This window comes from Paenibacillus sp. FSL P2-0322, assembly GCF_037975315.1.
GTDB lineage: Bacteria > Bacillota > Bacilli > Paenibacillales > Paenibacillaceae > Paenibacillus > Paenibacillus polymyxa_B.
Genome location: NZ_CP150243.1, coordinates 2,685,679 through 2,701,547 on the forward strand (window position 1 = coordinate 2,685,679; position 15,869 = coordinate 2,701,547).

At 43.2% G+C, this 15,869-nt stretch carries 15 protein-coding genes; 12 read left to right on the forward strand and 3 right to left on the reverse strand.

What is annotated here, in order from left to right; all coding sequences use genetic code 11:
• The first annotated feature begins 164 nt into the window (after nucleotides 1–164).
• From MKY24_RS11845 to MKY24_RS11880, 8 genes are all read left to right on the forward strand, one after another.
• Nucleotides 165–1,580 (forward strand): glycoside hydrolase family 1 protein, encoded by a 1,416-nt coding sequence (locus MKY24_RS11845; protein ID WP_023988485.1) that lies wholly within the window; start codon nucleotides 165–167, stop codon nucleotides 1,578–1,580.
• 305 nt (nucleotides 1,581–1,885) lie between these two features.
• Entirely contained in the window at nucleotides 1,886–2,266 is a 381-nt protein-coding gene (locus MKY24_RS11850) for a VOC family protein (protein WP_023988486.1), read from the forward strand.
• Between the two features lie 99 nt (nucleotides 2,267–2,365).
• On the forward strand, nucleotides 2,366–2,953 hold the full coding sequence (locus MKY24_RS11855; RefSeq protein ID WP_023988487.1) for a sugar O-acetyltransferase: 588 nt from the start codon (nucleotides 2,366–2,368) through the stop codon (nucleotides 2,951–2,953).
• A gap of 154 nt (nucleotides 2,954–3,107) precedes the next feature.
• Nucleotides 3,108–3,659 (forward strand): phosphodiesterase, encoded by a 552-nt coding sequence (gene yfcE, locus MKY24_RS11860; protein ID WP_023988488.1) that lies wholly within the window; start codon nucleotides 3,108–3,110, stop codon nucleotides 3,657–3,659.
• 118 nt (nucleotides 3,660–3,777) lie between these two features.
• On the forward strand, nucleotides 3,778–4,809 hold the full coding sequence (locus tag MKY24_RS11865; protein WP_339202041.1) for an agmatine deiminase family protein: 1,032 nt from the start codon (nucleotides 3,778–3,780) through the stop codon (nucleotides 4,807–4,809).
• A 29-nt stretch (nucleotides 4,810–4,838) separates the two neighbouring features.
• Entirely contained in the window at nucleotides 4,839–5,714 is an 876-nt protein-coding gene (aguB, locus tag MKY24_RS11870; RefSeq protein ID WP_264453817.1) for an N-carbamoylputrescine amidase, read from the forward strand.
• 598 nt (nucleotides 5,715–6,312) lie between these two features.
• Nucleotides 6,313–8,334: an NAD(P)/FAD-dependent oxidoreductase gene (locus MKY24_RS11875; RefSeq protein WP_339202044.1), complete on the forward strand. Its 2,022-nt coding sequence runs from the start codon at nucleotides 6,313–6,315 to the stop codon at nucleotides 8,332–8,334.
• A gap of 190 nt (nucleotides 8,335–8,524) precedes the next feature.
• Nucleotides 8,525–9,445, forward strand: a complete 921-nt coding sequence (locus MKY24_RS11880) for a phosphotransferase family protein (protein ID WP_339202047.1) — start codon at nucleotides 8,525–8,527, stop codon at nucleotides 9,443–9,445.
• Nucleotides 9,446–9,496: 51 nt separating this feature from the next.
• On the opposite strand, the gene MKY24_RS11885 is transcribed toward MKY24_RS11880, so the two are convergent.
• On the reverse strand, nucleotides 9,497–9,928 hold the full coding sequence (locus MKY24_RS11885) for a hypothetical protein (protein ID WP_028541367.1): 432 nt from the start codon (nucleotides 9,926–9,928) through the stop codon (nucleotides 9,497–9,499).
• A 179-nt stretch (nucleotides 9,929–10,107) separates the two neighbouring features.
• Here MKY24_RS11885 and MKY24_RS11890 point away from each other — a divergent pair, with 179 nt between their 5' ends.
• The 4 genes from MKY24_RS11890 (at nucleotide 10,108) to MKY24_RS11905 (ending at nucleotide 13,736) form a co-directional block, all read left to right on the forward strand.
• Nucleotides 10,108–10,557 carry an Imm63 family immunity protein gene (locus MKY24_RS11890; protein WP_028541366.1) on the forward strand — a complete coding sequence of 150 codons (450 nt, stop codon included), beginning with the start codon at nucleotides 10,108–10,110 and terminating at the stop codon, nucleotides 10,555–10,557.
• A 132-nt stretch (nucleotides 10,558–10,689) separates the two neighbouring features.
• Nucleotides 10,690–11,673: an ABC transporter substrate-binding protein gene (locus tag MKY24_RS11895; protein ID WP_339202050.1), complete on the forward strand. Its 984-nt coding sequence runs from the start codon at nucleotides 10,690–10,692 to the stop codon at nucleotides 11,671–11,673.
• A gap of 33 nt (nucleotides 11,674–11,706) precedes the next feature.
• Nucleotides 11,707–12,732, forward strand: a complete 1,026-nt coding sequence (locus tag MKY24_RS11900; RefSeq protein WP_339202051.1) for an iron ABC transporter permease — start codon at nucleotides 11,707–11,709, stop codon at nucleotides 12,730–12,732.
• Complete coding sequence (locus MKY24_RS11905) at nucleotides 12,729–13,736, forward strand: iron ABC transporter permease (RefSeq protein ID WP_023988496.1); 1,008 nt, start codon at nucleotides 12,729–12,731, stop codon at nucleotides 13,734–13,736. Before MKY24_RS11900 ends, MKY24_RS11905 begins: the two co-directional genes overlap by 4 nt.
• Nucleotides 13,737–13,797: 61 nt before the next feature.
• On the opposite strand, the gene MKY24_RS11910 is transcribed toward MKY24_RS11905, so the two are convergent.
• Entirely contained in the window at nucleotides 13,798–14,232 is a 435-nt protein-coding gene (locus tag MKY24_RS11910; protein ID WP_279835996.1) for a VOC family protein, read from the reverse strand.
• A 216-nt stretch (nucleotides 14,233–14,448) separates the two neighbouring features.
• The gene (locus MKY24_RS11915; RefSeq protein WP_053325381.1) at nucleotides 14,449–15,861 is read right to left on the reverse strand and encodes a hypothetical protein; all 1,413 of its coding nucleotides are present in this window, start codon (nucleotides 15,859–15,861) and stop codon (nucleotides 14,449–14,451) included.
• Nucleotides 15,862–15,869 lie beyond the last annotated feature (8 nt).

Genomic DNA, 15,869 nt, shown 5'->3' on the forward strand with positions numbered 1-15,869 from the left:
GGAGATAATACAATTATAAGCTCTGGAAGTTTTTAAAATAATACTTGACATGAAACGCGTTACAAACCTTAAGATTCAATTAGAAGTACTTTATAACACATTAGCATAGAGGTAACGTATTTCTATCCTAGTTAATGAAAAACATCAGCAAAGGCGGAGAAAATATGAGTACACAGTTTCCAAAAGATTTCCTGTGGGGCGGAGCAGTTGCTGCTAATCAGCTCGAAGGCGCTTATCAAGAAGATGGAAAAGGCTGGTCCATTCAGGATGTAACTCCTCGTGGTGGCTGGGGGCCCGTTACGGATGTACCAACAGAAGATAACATGAAATTGATCGGTATTGATTTTTATCATCATTATAAAGAAGATATCAAACTTTTTGCGGAAATGGGCTTCAAAGTATTCCGTACTTCTATCGCATGGTCACGTATTTTCCCTAAAGGTGACGAACTGGAGCCTAACGAAAAAGGCTTGCAATTTTATGATGATTTGTTTGATGAACTTCACAAATATGGAATTGAGCCACTCGTTACATTATCTCACTATGAAACACCTTTACATTTGTCCAGAGAATACGATGGTTGGGTAAACCGTAAGCTTGTTGATTTTTATGAGCGCTATGCTACAACTGTATTTAATCGCTACAAAAATAAAGTTAAATACTGGTTGACTTTCAATGAAATCAACTCCATTCTTGAAGCACCATTCATGAGTGGAGGAATTAGCACACCAAAAGATCAACTTAGTGAGCAAGATCTTTATCAAGCTATTCACCATGAGCTTGTAGCGAGTGCAAGAGCAGTAAAAATCGGTCATCAGATCAACCCTGATTTCAAAATTGGCTGTATGGTGCTGAGCATGCCTACTTATCCGCTGACACCTAATCCGGACGATGTGATTGCTGCGATGGAATTTGATCACAGAAACATGGCATTTGCCGATATTCACGCAAGAGGTCAATACCCAGGTTACATGAAACGTTTCTTTAAAGAAAACGGAATTTCTATTCACTTTGAACCAGGTGATGCCGAAGATTTGAAGCATACCGTTGATTTTATCTCGTTCAGCTATTATATGAGTACTTGTGAGACAGCTGACGAAGCTAAAAAAGTCAAAGGTAAAGGTAACATCCTTGGTGGTGTCAGCAATCCGCATCTCGAGGCAAGTGAGTGGGGCTGGCAAATTGATCCGCAAGGTCTGCGTTATGTCCTGAATACGTTCTATGATCGCTTCCAAAAACCACTGTTCATCGTTGAAAATGGCCTGGGCGCCGTTGATGAACTGATCACGAATGAAAAAGGCGAAAAAACGGTTGAAGATGACTACCGGATCAACTACCTGAATGATCATTTGGTTCAAGTTGGAGAAGCTATTGAGGACGGAGTAGAGGTTTTGGGCTACACGTCTTGGGGATGTATTGACCTTGTCAGCGCATCGACCGCTCAGCTTAAAAAACGTTATGGCTACATTTACGTAGACCGTCATGATGATGGCAGCGGTACACTTGAAAGATATCCGAAGAAATCGTTCCATTGGTACAAAGAAGTTATTGCTACGAACGGTGAAAGCTTGAAACGTTAATTTATAAATAAACCAGTGATTAAGTATTAAATTTACAATGAAGGCTTATAGATAGCGACCGCTTCTTCTCTTTTACGAAGCGGTCGCTAATTTTTTAGGGGTATTAGCAACCGGGTTACAAGCTGAGGACGAAAGAGCTTTCATGAATGATTCGTAAGCGTTATTTATTGGTAATTGATGATAAATAGATTGGACAAAAATTAATTACTGAGATATATTGAGACTTATTAAAACGTTAATAATAACGATGTTAAAAATTGAGTCCAGTATAAATTAATGATGAGGGCTGCAGAAGGAGGAAAATAATGAAGATTGAGCATGTAGCGATCTGGGTGAGAGACTTAGAAAAGATGAAAAGCTTTTACGAGCAATATTTTGATGGAAAATCTAACGATAAATATTATAACGCTACAAAAGGATTTGAGTCCTATTTTATCACCTTTGAGGATGGAGCAAGGTTAGAGGTAATGCGTAAAACGGGAGTAGATCATTCACCACAGATAAATATTACGGGCTGGGCTCATGTGGCATTTTCCGTTGGAAGTAAAGCACGGGTGAATGAAAAGACAGAGCAGCTCATGCATGCAGGATATGAAGTTGTGGGTCAGCCAAGATTGACAGGTGACGGCTATTATGAAAGCGTAATTAAAGATCCAGAAGGTAATTTGGTGGAAATTTCAATGTGAGTAGCTTTCCAGTTCTGAAGAGTGAGCATGTGGAATCCTACAATGAAGCTTTAAAAGAAATCTGAATTCTGTATCTAAATAAGCAAAGCGAGGATGGACATGACAGAAAAAGAAAGATCACAACTAGGACTCCTATACAATGCTAATTATGATGAAGAGTTAATTGAAGAACGTTTACACGCTAAAGTTCTCTGCCACGAATATAATCAGCTCCATCCTAGAAATATCGAAGAACGAGAAACACTCATCAAAACTTTACTTGGGAAAACAACTGATAGATTCTTGATTGAACAACCTTTCGTATGTGACTATGGCTATAACATTGAAATCGGTGAAAATTTCTATAGTAACCATAATCTAGTTTTGCTTGATGGGGCAAAAATCGTTTTTGGTGATCATGTGTTTGTTGCTCCTAACTGCGGATTTTATACTGCGGGTCATGCTCTTGATGTAGAACAACGTAATGAGGGATTGGAGATTGCATTTCCAATTACAGTCGGCAATAATGTGTGGATCGGTGGTAATGTCAGCGTTCTGCCTGGTGTTACTATAGGCGATAACTCCATTATCGGTGCAGGAAGTGTTGTTACCAAAGATATCCCTTCTGGTGTGATTGCTGCTGGAAACCCTTGCACGGTAATCCGTAAAATCACCGAAGATGATAAGACCAAGTACAAAAGGAACTAATAATAAACTACAGCTCACTCGGAGCTGTAGTTTATTTTCTTAAAAGAGTATTATCAAACGAGAGAAAATTTTTGCACAGATTTGTTCAGGGAATAATGCAATAATGTACTTAAGTGGAATGTTTTTTAGCCTATTCAGAAAGGAAAGAACAATCATGAAATTGATGTTTATTTCAGATATTCACGGCTCGCTGCACTGGTTGCAATTGGCACTGGAAAAGTTCAGGGAGGAGAAAGCCGATCGTCTTGTCTTGCTCGGAGATTATATGTACCACGGACCACGTAATCCGTTACCAGAAGGGTATAATCCGGCAGAAGTGGCCGCTCTGCTGAATAAGTACAAGTCCCACATTGCGGTTTCTGTGCGCGGGAATTGCGATGCAGAGGTGGATCAGATGCTACTTGAGTTTCCTATGATGGGTGATTATGCTTGGCTGTATCATGAAGGACGGAGAATCTATGTCACGCACGGACATGGCTTTAGTATCGGAAATTTACCACCACTGGAAGCGGGAGATGTGTTCATCCAGGGACATACTCATATTCCGGTAGCGGATGTGGAAAATGGGGTCTTTATACTGAACCCCGGTTCGATCTCGCTGCCAAAAGATAACTATCCATCCTCTTACGGTGTGCTGGAGGGAGCACATTTCACTGTGAAGGATTTTGATGGGAATACGGTGAAAGCAATCACGTTTTCAAAGTAATTTACTCAAATGTGATTGTAAATTATTAAAACTTTTCCGCTTCGATTGAGACAAAGATCATATTATTGTATGATAGGAGCGGAGTCTACATTATGAAAAAGAAAGAGAGCTTCATTACATGCAAATTAAGGATTCACATTATAAGATGCCGCCTGAATGGGCGCCACATGAACGCACGTATATTTCTTGGCCTGTAAAATCTTCAATGGTTTACCCGAATATGCATGCTGATGTATGCAAGGGCTATGCCGGAATTGTACGCGCCATGGCGGAATTTGAACCAGTTACTGTGGTCGTAAATCCGGATGATCTGGAGAGCGTTAAGGCGCTTGAACTTGGGGAACGTGTAGAACTGCTGCCGATTGAACACAGCGATGCGTGGCTGCGTGACAATGGCCCTACTTTTCTCACAGACGAGCATGGTCAGCTGGCAGGTGTAAACTGGAAGTTTAACGCCTGGGGTGGTAAATACGCTCCATGGGACCTGGATGATCAGGTTGCGTCGCGAATTTTGGACAAACTTGGAGTTCCACGGTTTGATGCACCGCTTGTGATGGAAGGCGGCTCACTGCACGTAGATGGCGAAGGCACACTGATTACAACCGAAGAGTGTTTGCTCAATTCCAACCGAAATCCGGAATTAAGCAGAGAAGAAATTGAACGGTATGTATGTGAGTATACAGGTGTAGAGAAAATAATTTGGCTAAAACGTGGTCTTAGTGGCGACGAAACAGATGGCCATGTGGACAATATTGCTTGCTTTGCAGCTCCTGGCAAGGTCATTATGCAAGTATGTGATGATCCTGAGGATGAAAATTACGAAATCACGCAGGAAAATCTGCGTATTCTGGAACAAGCAACGGATGCCCAAGGCCGTAAGCTGGAAGTGATTCGGATCGGTCAGCCGCCGCGTGTGGATTATGAAGACAGCCGATTGACACTGAGCTATATTAACTTCTACTTTGTGAATGGCGGTATCATTTTGCCAGTGTTTGGCGGCACTGCCGCTGAGAGCGATCTTGCAGCTGAGCAAGTGCTGGAAAATGTATTTCCAGATCGCACCATTCGGACTGTAGACGGTATGGCGGTCATCCGTGAAGGCGGTAACGTACACTGTACGACCCAGCAGATGCCTGCTTTAAAGCGTTGAACGATACAACATCTAAAAGGAGGACTAAAGTGAGAAAAGTAAAAGTGGCAGCGACTCAAATGAGCTGCTCTACCAATATCGAAGAAAATATAAGCAAAGCAGAGAAGCTAGTACGTGGAGCGGCTGCGCAGGGCGCACAAATTATTTTGCTGCAGGAGTTGTTCGAGACTCCATATTTCTGTCAGAAGGAAAAGTCTGATTATTATTCATATGCAACTGAGCTGGAGCACAACAAGGCGGTTAACCATTTTAAGAAGATCGCCAAAGAATTACAGGTTGTACTGCCCATCAGTTTTTATGAAAAGAAAAACTACGCGCGCTACAACAGTCTTGCTGTCATTGACGCAGACGGTGAAGTGTTGGGTAAATACCGCAAAAGCCATATTCCGGACGGTCCTGGGTATGAGGAAAAATTTTATTTTAATCCGGGCGATACCGGTTTTAAAGTATGGAATACACGTTATGCCAAAATTGGGGTAGGCGTGTGCTGGGATCAATGGTACCCTGAGGCGGCCCGCTGTATGGCGCTTATGGGCGCAGAACTTTTGTTCTATCCGACAGCTATTGGCTCGGAACCGCAGGATTCTGCCATTGATTCCAAAGATCACTGGCAGACTTGCATGCTGGGTCATGCTGCTTCCAATCTGATTCCAGTCATTGCTTCCAATCGGATCGGAACTGAAACAGACGAGGACTCCAGTATTACATTCTACGGTTCATCCTTTATTGCCGGGCATCAAGGGAACAAGATCGCAGAAGCGGGTCGTACTGATGAGGAAGTGCTTACTGCTGAATTTGACCTGGATGAGCTGGAAGTAGGACGGATTGAATGGGGCATTTTCCGTGACCGTCGTCCTGAACTGTACAATATGATTGCCACCTATGATGGTGATTTAAAAGTATAATCTAGACAAGTCTCCCTTGACGTCAAGCTGAGGTGTTTCCTTTCATTGGACTCTCACCCGGCTTTTCGGGCAGGGGATTTTTGGTTTCTGAATGGAATACTTCTAGTGATGGAGAGGAGGAAGGGAAATAGAAATGAGGCGTAAGGGTATAGACCAATCGCTCGCACAGTTCACAACTTGGAATCTCTCCTAAAGCCACAGCCTACGTACCTTTATTCAGAAAAAATGGATATGCCGCAATGTGTGGGCTGCTGGACAAATATGTTAGGGAAGGGATTTTGGAGCGTGTACCCAACGGTTTCAAAAGAACGGATCGGTAGATGGTCCGGAATATAAGCATGATTTTTCACACTAAAGGAACATTTCTCATAGGATTGTTCCTTTTTATGTCTAAATCCAGTTAATCTATAGACTGAAACTATGATTTGATACATAAAATAGCATTAGAATTTATGGATTAGATGATATAAAATCAAGTCATAAGGAATGATCGTACTCAATAACATCTCGATATTCCCAAAAGTGAAAAAAATCACATATGAGAATGCTTTATGGAAGCTTGAACATGAAATTTGTAAACTCGCAAGGAGGAAGAACAATGAACCACTATCCTGCTATCTTTGAACCTCTAACCATACGACGCATGACCTTGAAAAATCGGATTGTTATGCCCCCGATGGGAACTAACTTTGCTGCCATGGACGGAAGCTTTGTTCAGGATCATATTGACTATTACGTGCAACGGGCCAAAGGTGGTACCGGCTTGATAACAGTAGAAAATGTTTGTCTGGATTTCCCGATGGGTACAAACGGAACAACCCAGTTGCGTATGGATAACGACCAGTTTATTCCCGGACTGTTTAGATTAACAGAAGCCCTGCATTCTTATGGAGCCTGTGTTTCTGTACAAATTAACCATGCGGGTGCTTCGGCTTATGCGGGACGACTGAACGGAGTTCAGCCTGTATCTTCTTCGAATATTCCTTCTAAAAAGGGCGGAGCTATTCCAAGACCTCTGCAAAAAGAAGAAATTTACGCCATTGTGCGCAAATACGGAGAAGCAGCGGGAAGAGCGCAACGAGCAGGATTTGACTGTGTTGAAATTCATGCGGGACACTCCTACTTGCTGAGTCAGTTTCTTTCACCGATGTATAATAAACGCACGGATGAATTTGGCGGAAGCGCAGAAAACCGTACTCGTTTTGCCAGATTAGTCATTGATGAAATTCGTTCAGTGGTCGGCCCATTTTTCCCTATTTGCTTACGTTTTAGCGCGGAAGAGTTCACAGAAGGTGGGAACACACTGGAAGATACACTCGAGTTATTGGAGTATCTTAATGATGAGGTAGATATTCTGAACGTTTCTGCTGCTCTGAATGATTCGATCCAGTTCCAGATTGACGGGATGAACCTGCCGGATGGTTGGCGCTCATATATGGCTAAAGCGGTAAAAGAAAAATTCGGGAAGGTCACGATGACCTCAGGTAATATTCGGAGCCCACAGGCTGCGCAGGATATTTTGGAGAGAGGTGACGCTGATCTGCTGGCTATGGGTAGAGGGTTGATTGCAGAACCGAACTGGGTGCTTAAAGTGCAAAACGGCTACGAACATTTGCTTAGAAAATGTATCTCTTGCAACATTGGTTGTGCCGATCATCGTATCTCCAAAAGTAAACCGATTTGCTGTACGGTAAATCCGGATCTGTTCAAGGAAGCAGAATACCGGAAACAACGTGTTAAAAACAATGTTCAGGTTGTTGTTATTGGTGGGGGCACTGCCGGCATGGAAGCAGCATGTACGGCAGCCGAAGTAGGCTGCAAAGTAACCCTCTTTGAGGAGAAACCAGAGTTGGGCGGCTTGGCTCGTGATATTGCCCGCTTGCCAGACAAAACACGTATCAATGATTTCCCTGATTATCTGATTCAACGCACCAAACAGTTAACCAATCTGAACATTGTAACAGGGACCCGAGCCGATTTGGCGATGATTAGTGCCCTGAATCCTGATATTATTGTCAATGCGACGGGGTCCACACCACTTCTTCCGCCAATTGCAGGTTTGCATGAACAACTGGGCAAACCGGGCACAAAAGTGTTCTCCATCTTTGATCTTTTGCACAACATGGAGAAATTCCAGGAGTTTGAAGGTAAACGCATTGCTGTAGTTGGTGGCGGAGCTGTGGGACTGGATGTCGTCGAATATTACGCAGAGCGTGGGGCACAAGAGGTTTCCATCATTGAGATGATGCCGCTACTGGGTAAAGACCTGGATATGATTACTCGCATTTCCATGATGAAAATGGTAGAGGAGCAGGAAGTGAACGTCCATACGGAAACAGCTTTGACAGAAGTGTGTAGCGACCGCTTCAAAGTAAAGCATGGAGAACAGGAGTTTGAGATTCCTTTTGACCTTGGATTCGTATGCTTGGGTATGCGTTCATACAGTCCGCTGATGGACAGCTTGCTCGAATATGGTAAAGAACATCAAGTAGAAGTTATTAATATCGGGGATAGTAAACAAGCTCGTCGTATTATTGATGGCACACGTGAAGGTCGCAATATTCTGAAAACCATTCAACGGGTTGACGAATTTAAACATGAGTTTTCTTATTCTTACTGATTTGACAATACAAGTGATGGGTGTTCACGATGGCAACTCAGTGAATATTGAGGTTGAAGAGACGACTTGTCTTTTCAGCCTTTTTTATTTGAGTTTTTCCTGGAAGAAGATTGATTCCTCTGTCATTTCAAAGGTAAACTATGGAAAGCAAATATAGTAAGTAAGGCTATCTTAACGTGGGGGGATGAGCGTGAATCGACTCTTTAGTGAAATACCGGGTGCCAGCATGTGGAGCAGCGTGGAAGAGATTCATAAAGGCTGGTCTAGTGACAAAAAATATTATATTCAAACCACTGACGGTAGGGACTTGCTGCTAAGAATGTCGGATATGGTTCATTATGATAAAAAGAAACGCGAGTTTGAAGCTGTAACAAAGTTGAATCACGTGGAGAATCTGTTCATGTCCCGGCCGCTTGAATTTGGGATTTGTCATGATGGTCAATCTGTGTATTCTCTGTTCACCTGGATCGAAGGGAAAGATGCTGAAGAGATTATCCTCACGTTAACCTCAGCACAACAGTATCAACTCGGAGTTCAGGCAGGAGATGCACTAAAAAAAATGCATGAGATTCATGCGGAGCAAGATCGAGTCCCACGGGCTGAACATTATAATGCCAAAATCAACAGATATATTACAAACTATAAGTCATGCGGTATTCCCCTAAAGGGAGCAGATCAAGCCATAAGCTTTATTGAGAAAAACCGCCATCTATTAGAAAATCGTCCCCAGACTTTTCAGCATGGGGATTATCATGTAGGCAATATGGTGGTTAACCCATCTGGTGAACTGGGTATCATTGATTTTAATAGAATGGATTATGGTGATCCTTGGGAGGAATTCAATAGAATTACCTGGTGTGCAGCATTAAGTCCTTTATTCGCTTCGGGCCGTATCCACAGTTATTTTAATAACCATGTACCTGATTTATTTTTTAGATTAATGGCTCTGTATATTGCAAGCAATCAGCTTTCATCGATTCACTGGGCCATTCCATTTGGCAAAGAAGAGGTAGACGATATGGTGCAACGAGCTGAAGAGGTTTTGGAGGCGTATAATTACTTTCAAACCTATATACCGAAATGGTACGTGCCCAGTTACAGCGACTTGTAAAAGCGAAGACCGCCGCTCCTGGGGAGTGACGGTCTTTTTTTTAGCATTCTATTATTGTTTCTTAATCTTGTACGTAAATTCCCAAACGGCTTGATGACCTGAATAACGTCCACGGTTTTCAGTAACCGTCACTCTTAACTTAACGGTAGAACCTTTAGCAGAAACCGAGGAGACCTTTACATTCTTGGTGGCTTCGCCTTCATCAGGAATTTTGTCTTGTTCCTCAGCGTACGCATACAGCTTTATGCTACCATTCGATTTGACCTTCACCTTCACGCTGTTACCTTCACTAATGGATTGATCTGCCACCTGGGCAGCAATGGCCCATTCGTTGCCTACGTGATCGTTGGATACCAAGGTTGCTTGTTGAAACGTAACGATATACGTTGATGTTGCCGAAGCTGCGAGTGCGTACGTTCCGTTGAATATTAAGGATACCACTACCAATAGAATAGCTGATGCTTTCGTCCATACTCTATTCATTCGCCTGTCTCCTTCAGTTGGATATATTGAGGAAATTCCCTCTATTCTAATTATCGTTTGCATCAAACAGAATTGTTAATGGTTGGTAAAAAAAGAATTTGACTTCTTATTGCATCACTTGTGATCTAACATGATTATGACTTGAATTTATTTAGTAGAGAAAGGGAAGGGAAAATCTGATGAAAAAAATATATAGCGAACAAGAACTCATAGATATGACTATTAAACAGCTTGAACAAACTTCAATATATGAAGACCAGTATGAGCAATATGTAAGACGACCTTTCCGTACGGATTTTTATGATGATCTGAGCCCGTATGTGCAAGTGGGCAAGCGGGGTTATACGCTCCAGATGTATGAAAGAGGCATACAGATGCTGAACAAGCTTACGAAAGAGGAAGAGGATGTGATTTATTGGATCATCGAAGATACAATTCACATCATTGCTCATCTAAATTTGCTTCGCAAATATAAAGTGGATAACATAAATACTCATTTAAAATATACCAAGGAAATCACGAAGGAGCTGACAACTGCAATGAACAAAGCATTTTATGAAATTGGAGGAATCTATCAGGAATGGCATGAAGCGAATAGAAGGGGAGCACTGGAGAACCCATTAAAGTAAAACAAAAAAATAAAGAAACAGTTGACAATCACTAATATAAAATTTACACTTTTATATTAGTGATAATGATTATCAATATCACTAATTTTAAGTATGTTTTGCACTTACTATATTTCAAAGGAGATTTACAACATGCATCGTATGATGAACAAGAAATTTCACATGATTTTATGTGCACTATTCGTAGTGATTTTTGTTATTTCAGGTTGTGGGAATGCTGGCAGTTCCTCTGATTCATCTGCTAAACCCGCGTCGCCCACGAAGGAAGAGGTAAGCAGTGATTCTGATACGCGTACAGTCTTTACGGTAAAAGGAGATGTGAAGGTGCCCGCTAATCCTCAACGGGTAGTAGTGAACTGGTATGTTGGCGATGTATTTACACTAGGGATTAAGCCGGCCGCAGTAATGGGGTGGAAACAAGAAACGATGCCTTTTTACGATAAGTTTAACGACATCCCCAATATCGAAAAGTGGGAAACTGAGGAAATTATGAAGTATGATCCTGATCTCATCATTACATATGATACAAAGGATTATGATAAGCTCTCTAAAATTGCGCCTGTTCTTGTGATACCTGAGGACAAAATGACCTCCCTAGAACGTTTGAAATTTCTTGGTCAGGCCACAGGACATGAAGCAGAAGCAGACAAAGTGATTTCACTGTTTGAAAGCAAGCTGAGTCAGGCCAAAGAAAAACTAAATTCCGACATATTCAAGGACAAAACGTTTAGCATTTTCGAGGACTGGGGCAGTGGCTCCTATGGAATTTATTATGAAACAGGCTCACGTGGAGGAACGTTGCTTTACAATTATCTTGGACTTCACAAACCGGAAAAGCTCAACACATTGGTTAAAAGCTCCGGAGAGCGTCGAGGTTCTTTATCCTACGAGGTAGCTGCTGAATACTTTGGAGATTATGTCCTTTGGTTTAAGCAGGAAGGCAAGGAATCCGAATATGCGAAGACAAAAATCTGGAGCAGTATTCCAGCCGTTAAAAACGGACATATCATCGAAATTCCAGCGAAATATGCAGGACTGTTCTATTATTCGGACGTTGCTAGTATGACGGGGCAGCTAGATTATATTATTAGCAAATTGCTGGAACAGACTAAGTAACGTTGCATAATTGACCAACTAAGGGTGTAATCGATGTCTACTCACAAAGAACCAAATAAAAAAGGAATATTTCATTTTATAGGCTATATGATCATGGGCGTGTTCCTGCTCCTGGTGGTTACCGCAGCATCTATTACCTTTGGTGCTGCGGAAATGAGCTTGAAGCTGGCGTGGGGGGCTATATTTCAGTTTGATCCCAACATTACGGAACATCAGATTATTCACACCTTGCGTTTTCCACGTACCGTGGCAGATATCATAGTAGGGTGCAGCTTGGCTGTGTGTGGGGCAATTATGCAGGGAACCACTCGTAATCCACTAGCGGATTCGGGACTCATTGGCATAAGTTCAGGCTCGACATTTGCTATTGCGTTATGTATGGCCTTTTTGCCTGGTCGTACCTACGGAGAAACTATGCTGTATTCTTGCCTAGGTGCAGCAATCACTACTGGCATCACGTATTACATCGCTTCTATAGGCAAGCGAGGAATGACGCCTCAGCGACTGGTGTTAGCAGGAATGTCCATCTCCATGCTTTTTGGTGCGTTTAGTACGTTTATCGCTATTAAGTATGAGATTGGCCAAGCCCTTGATTACTGGTCTGCTGGTGGTACAGCCAGTGCCAAGTGGGGCGAATTAGCTTTCATTGCGCCACTGTTTGTAGTGGGTTTGGTCTGTGCCATCGCGCTTTCTCCCTCGATTACGATTTTGAGCTTCGGGGAGGATGTGGCATCAGGCTTGGGTATTCGTGCGAATAGGATTAAGCTGTTTTCAACCTTAATTGTATTAATTTTAACAGGGTTATCGGTTACTGTGGTCGGCCCTGTTGGCTTCGTTGGTTTGATCGTGCCACACATTATGCGCCATCTGGTCGGAACGGATTATCGGTATATTATCCCGGCCTCAGCTTTGTATGGAGCAGTCTTTCTGTTGGCGGCGGATTTACTCGGACGACTGATCAATCGCCCTCACGAAACACCCCTTGGCATTATTTTTGCCTTGGTGGGCGTACCCTATTTTCTCTACCTTGTGCGCAAGCAGAGGAGGGAGTTTAGTTGAAACTGTCCCGTAATACCAGGGGGATTAGCATTATTTTACTGTTAGTAGTGCTGACGCTGCTAGTGGCTGTACTCAGTATGAATGTTGGGAAAATGAACCTTTCTCCACTCGAAGTTTTCAAGGTCATCATTGGCGAAGGAACGAGCAAACAGAACCTGATCGTGTTTGACTTTCGACTGCCACGTATTGTGCTTTCTATATTGGTAGGTATTGGCATGGGGATATCAGGCTGTATTATGCAAAGCTTGCTCAAAAACGACATGGCCAGCCCGGGGACACTCGGCATCAGCTCAGGCTCAGGGTTATTTGTACTTATGTATATTACGTTGTTCGCTAGTGAAGGATTGCTATCGCCTATTCTTCTTCCTGGGCTGGCTTTTGCAGGCGGCCTTACGGCAGCATTTTTGATTTTTATGTTTGCTTTCAGGCGGGGAAGAGACATCTCGCCTACAGGCTTAATTTTAACCGGTGTCGCTATGGGCAGTGGCTACAGCGCATTATCTCTGATGTTGACACTCCGGCTAGACAAGCAACAGTATGACTTTGCTCTGAGATGGCAGGCTGGAGACCTGTGGGGGGACGACTGGAGCTATATTATGGTGCTGCTCCCGTGGGTGCTTATCATTTGCTTTTACGTTTTTTACAGGTCGAACACACTCAATACGTTGAATTTGGGGAATCAGACAGCATCGGGGCTCGGCGTAGCAATTAAAAGGGAGTTTATCGGCTTGACGATTGCTGCCGTTGCGCTCGCTTCTGGTAGCGTGGCACTTGGCGGAAATTTCTTTTTTGTAGGCATGGTCAGTCCCCATCTAGCACGCAAGCTAGTAGGACCCAATCATAAGCTATTGCTACCTACGACGGCATTAGTTGGTGCACTCGTCATTTTGATTGCTGACACACTTACTCGGACGATTAGTTTTGGAGCTGATATTCCAACCGGAATTATTATCACCATACTGGTTACCCCTTATTTCCTTTACTTGCTGTCGAAAGCCAGTTAAATGCATAATGAAAAGACGCTAACCCATGTCCATGCAAAATATGGCTGGGTTAACGTCTTTTTTATTGTTCTTTGGGCGATTCTTCATTGTCATAACTCAATTGCCATTCAATTCCAAACTTATCTTTAAGGCTACCGTAGCATTTGCTCCAGAATGTTTCTTGAAGCTCCATGTTTACGGTCCCCCCTTCTTTTAACTTATGAAAGTACGATCGAATTTTCTCTTCGTCCTTATTGACGATGGCGAGGCTGATGTTGTTTCCGGCTACGAAAGGCATACCAGGAAAAACGTCTGAAAACATGACATTACTACCATCAATTTGAAGCCGCGTGTGCATGACCAAATTTTTGGCTTCTTCTGGTAGAGGATAATCGGGATTGGGTGGTGCTTCACCGAACGTCATGATATGTGGTTTCTCAGTCCCAAATGCCTCTGCGTAATACTCCGCTGCTTCGCGACAGTTTCCATTAAAGTTAAGATAAACATCAACAGACATGTGTTTCACTCCTTTATGGCTGATTTTTTACTTGCAAATTCTCACCTATCATTATTAGCCTGTGCAGAAGCAAAAATACTAAGTGTTCATTGACTTTCTAACGTGTAGCCGTTAAGGGGGATGTTAGCGTCTTTTTAAGGGATTGGAATTAAAGTAACCCGCAAAAAGACTGCTTGCTCTTAAGCAAACTATTTTGCGGGTTATTATATGGCTTGTTTAGAGGGAAATCAGGTTTGGAGTGGCAGGGTGATAGAGCAGATGACGTGAAATATCGCCGGGATGCTGTACGAAAAGTGGTCCCCAAGCAGGATTGGTATCGTGCATCAGCTTTAACAGGGACAGCATCCGATTAAATATAACCTGCAGATCCGCTTCCCGGGAAAGTCCCTCAGTAACAGCAGCAGCTACCACATGCGCGGCGTAGAAACCAGAGCGGTGCTCGTCGGTAAGAGAACCGGTGGTTTGCAGCAAGGTACGTAAAAGTGCGGCGACGCTCTCATCCTCGTTTCTCCAGTTTTGGATTTCATCCAGACTGTGATTTTCAAGGCTTGCAAGTTTAGTCTTCATAATGGCTTCAGCTACAATTCGTGCAGAACGTTTTGCTGTATTAGCGTCGATGGCTCTGCCGTTAAGCTTAATATTTGATAGATCCTTGTCGACTTCCGATTCAATGACTTCTGCCCATGCTCCAGCTTGGTCGAATTCCAAAAGTGCAGTGGCGTAGGCACCCAAATATCCCCGTAAAATATCTGCAGCATGTGGATCACGGGTAGGTCCTTCATTTCGAAGTTGAGCTCTTCCCGAAAAGGCGGCATTCATACCCCGGAAATAACCGATTAAGCCAATGGCAGCTGCTGGTCCCAGATTAAGGACACCCAATACATCCGAGGCGGTTTCATCGATGCGGGAAGCCCAGTAGTCCGGTAGTCCTTGTCCGATGTTTTCGCTGTTTAATCTGTTTCTAACGACATTGGCCAACTCTTGAATTAGACCCAGATCAGCATGCAAAATGTCATGACCACATACTTCATGCGGGATACTGGACCAAGCCAGCAGTCCATTTGTCGCATGCGCAGGAGGAAGACTGACAATCGCTGCTTGCACTTTAAATACTGCTGTGGCATCAGCGGGCCATGTGTACGGGCCATTTTCCGGCTCTCCCCATTTAACAAGTGCTGGAATAATACTGAGATCCGGTTCTTTTATTCCTTCACGATCTTCTGCGCTAAGAAAACCGTCATACAGGTCACTCACAATCTCCTGAAAAGCATCGGTCGCAAGTGCATTGTAGCCTTCTCCGTTTTGCAGAATGCTCTGAGCGATATCCAGCATGAGTCCGGCAGCTCTAGTTCTACTTGGGTCCTGAATCAAAATTTCAGTGAAGCCCTGTTGCCCAAGCTTGTCCAATTCCTTAATAAACGGAATCGCGACCGTTTCCTGATATATTTTCGGTAGTTTGGCTTTTGCCGCATGGAGTCTTCCCATCAATTGGTGATAATCCGTAGGGGCTGCCGGCCCCTGAAGATTGGAGAGAACCGCCTTTTTCACATTTTCGATACAAACAGACATGTTGGATACGTCGGGTTTGGTAACAGCGGTGATGCGATTTCTTTCGAGCATTCCTTGCATAATTAGAT

Bases quoted from the DNA above. Each gene is read 5' to 3' on its own strand.
- MKY24_RS11890 (WP_028541366.1), top strand. From the start codon at position 10,108: ATGAAAAAAATATATAGCGAACAAGAACTCATAGATATGACTATTAAA.
- MKY24_RS11855 (WP_023988487.1), top strand. From the start codon at position 2,366: ATGACAGAAAAAGAAAGATCACAACTAGGACTCCTATACAATGCTAAT.
- MKY24_RS11900 (WP_339202051.1), top strand. From the start codon at position 11,707: ATGTCTACTCACAAAGAACCAAATAAAAAAGGAATATTTCATTTTATA.
- MKY24_RS11850 (WP_023988486.1), top strand. From the start codon at position 1,886: ATGAAGATTGAGCATGTAGCGATCTGGGTGAGAGACTTAGAAAAGATG.
- MKY24_RS11845 (WP_023988485.1), top strand. From the start codon at position 165: ATGAGTACACAGTTTCCAAAAGATTTCCTGTGGGGCGGAGCAGTTGCT.
- MKY24_RS11895 (WP_339202050.1), top strand. From the start codon at position 10,690: ATGCATCGTATGATGAACAAGAAATTTCACATGATTTTATGTGCACTA.
- MKY24_RS11875 (WP_339202044.1), top strand. From the start codon at position 6,313: ATGAACCACTATCCTGCTATCTTTGAACCTCTAACCATACGACGCATG.
- yfcE (WP_023988488.1), top strand. From the start codon at position 3,108: ATGAAATTGATGTTTATTTCAGATATTCACGGCTCGCTGCACTGGTTG.
- MKY24_RS11910 (WP_279835996.1), bottom strand. From the start codon at position 14,232: ATGTCTGTTGATGTTTATCTTAACTTTAATGGAAACTGTCGCGAAGCA.
- MKY24_RS11915 (WP_053325381.1), bottom strand. From the start codon at position 15,861: ATGCAAGGAATGCTCGAAAGAAATCGCATCACCGCTGTTACCAAACCC.
- MKY24_RS11885 (WP_028541367.1), bottom strand. From the start codon at position 9,928: ATGAATAGAGTATGGACGAAAGCATCAGCTATTCTATTGGTAGTGGTA.
- MKY24_RS11865 (WP_339202041.1), top strand. From the start codon at position 3,778: ATGCAAATTAAGGATTCACATTATAAGATGCCGCCTGAATGGGCGCCA.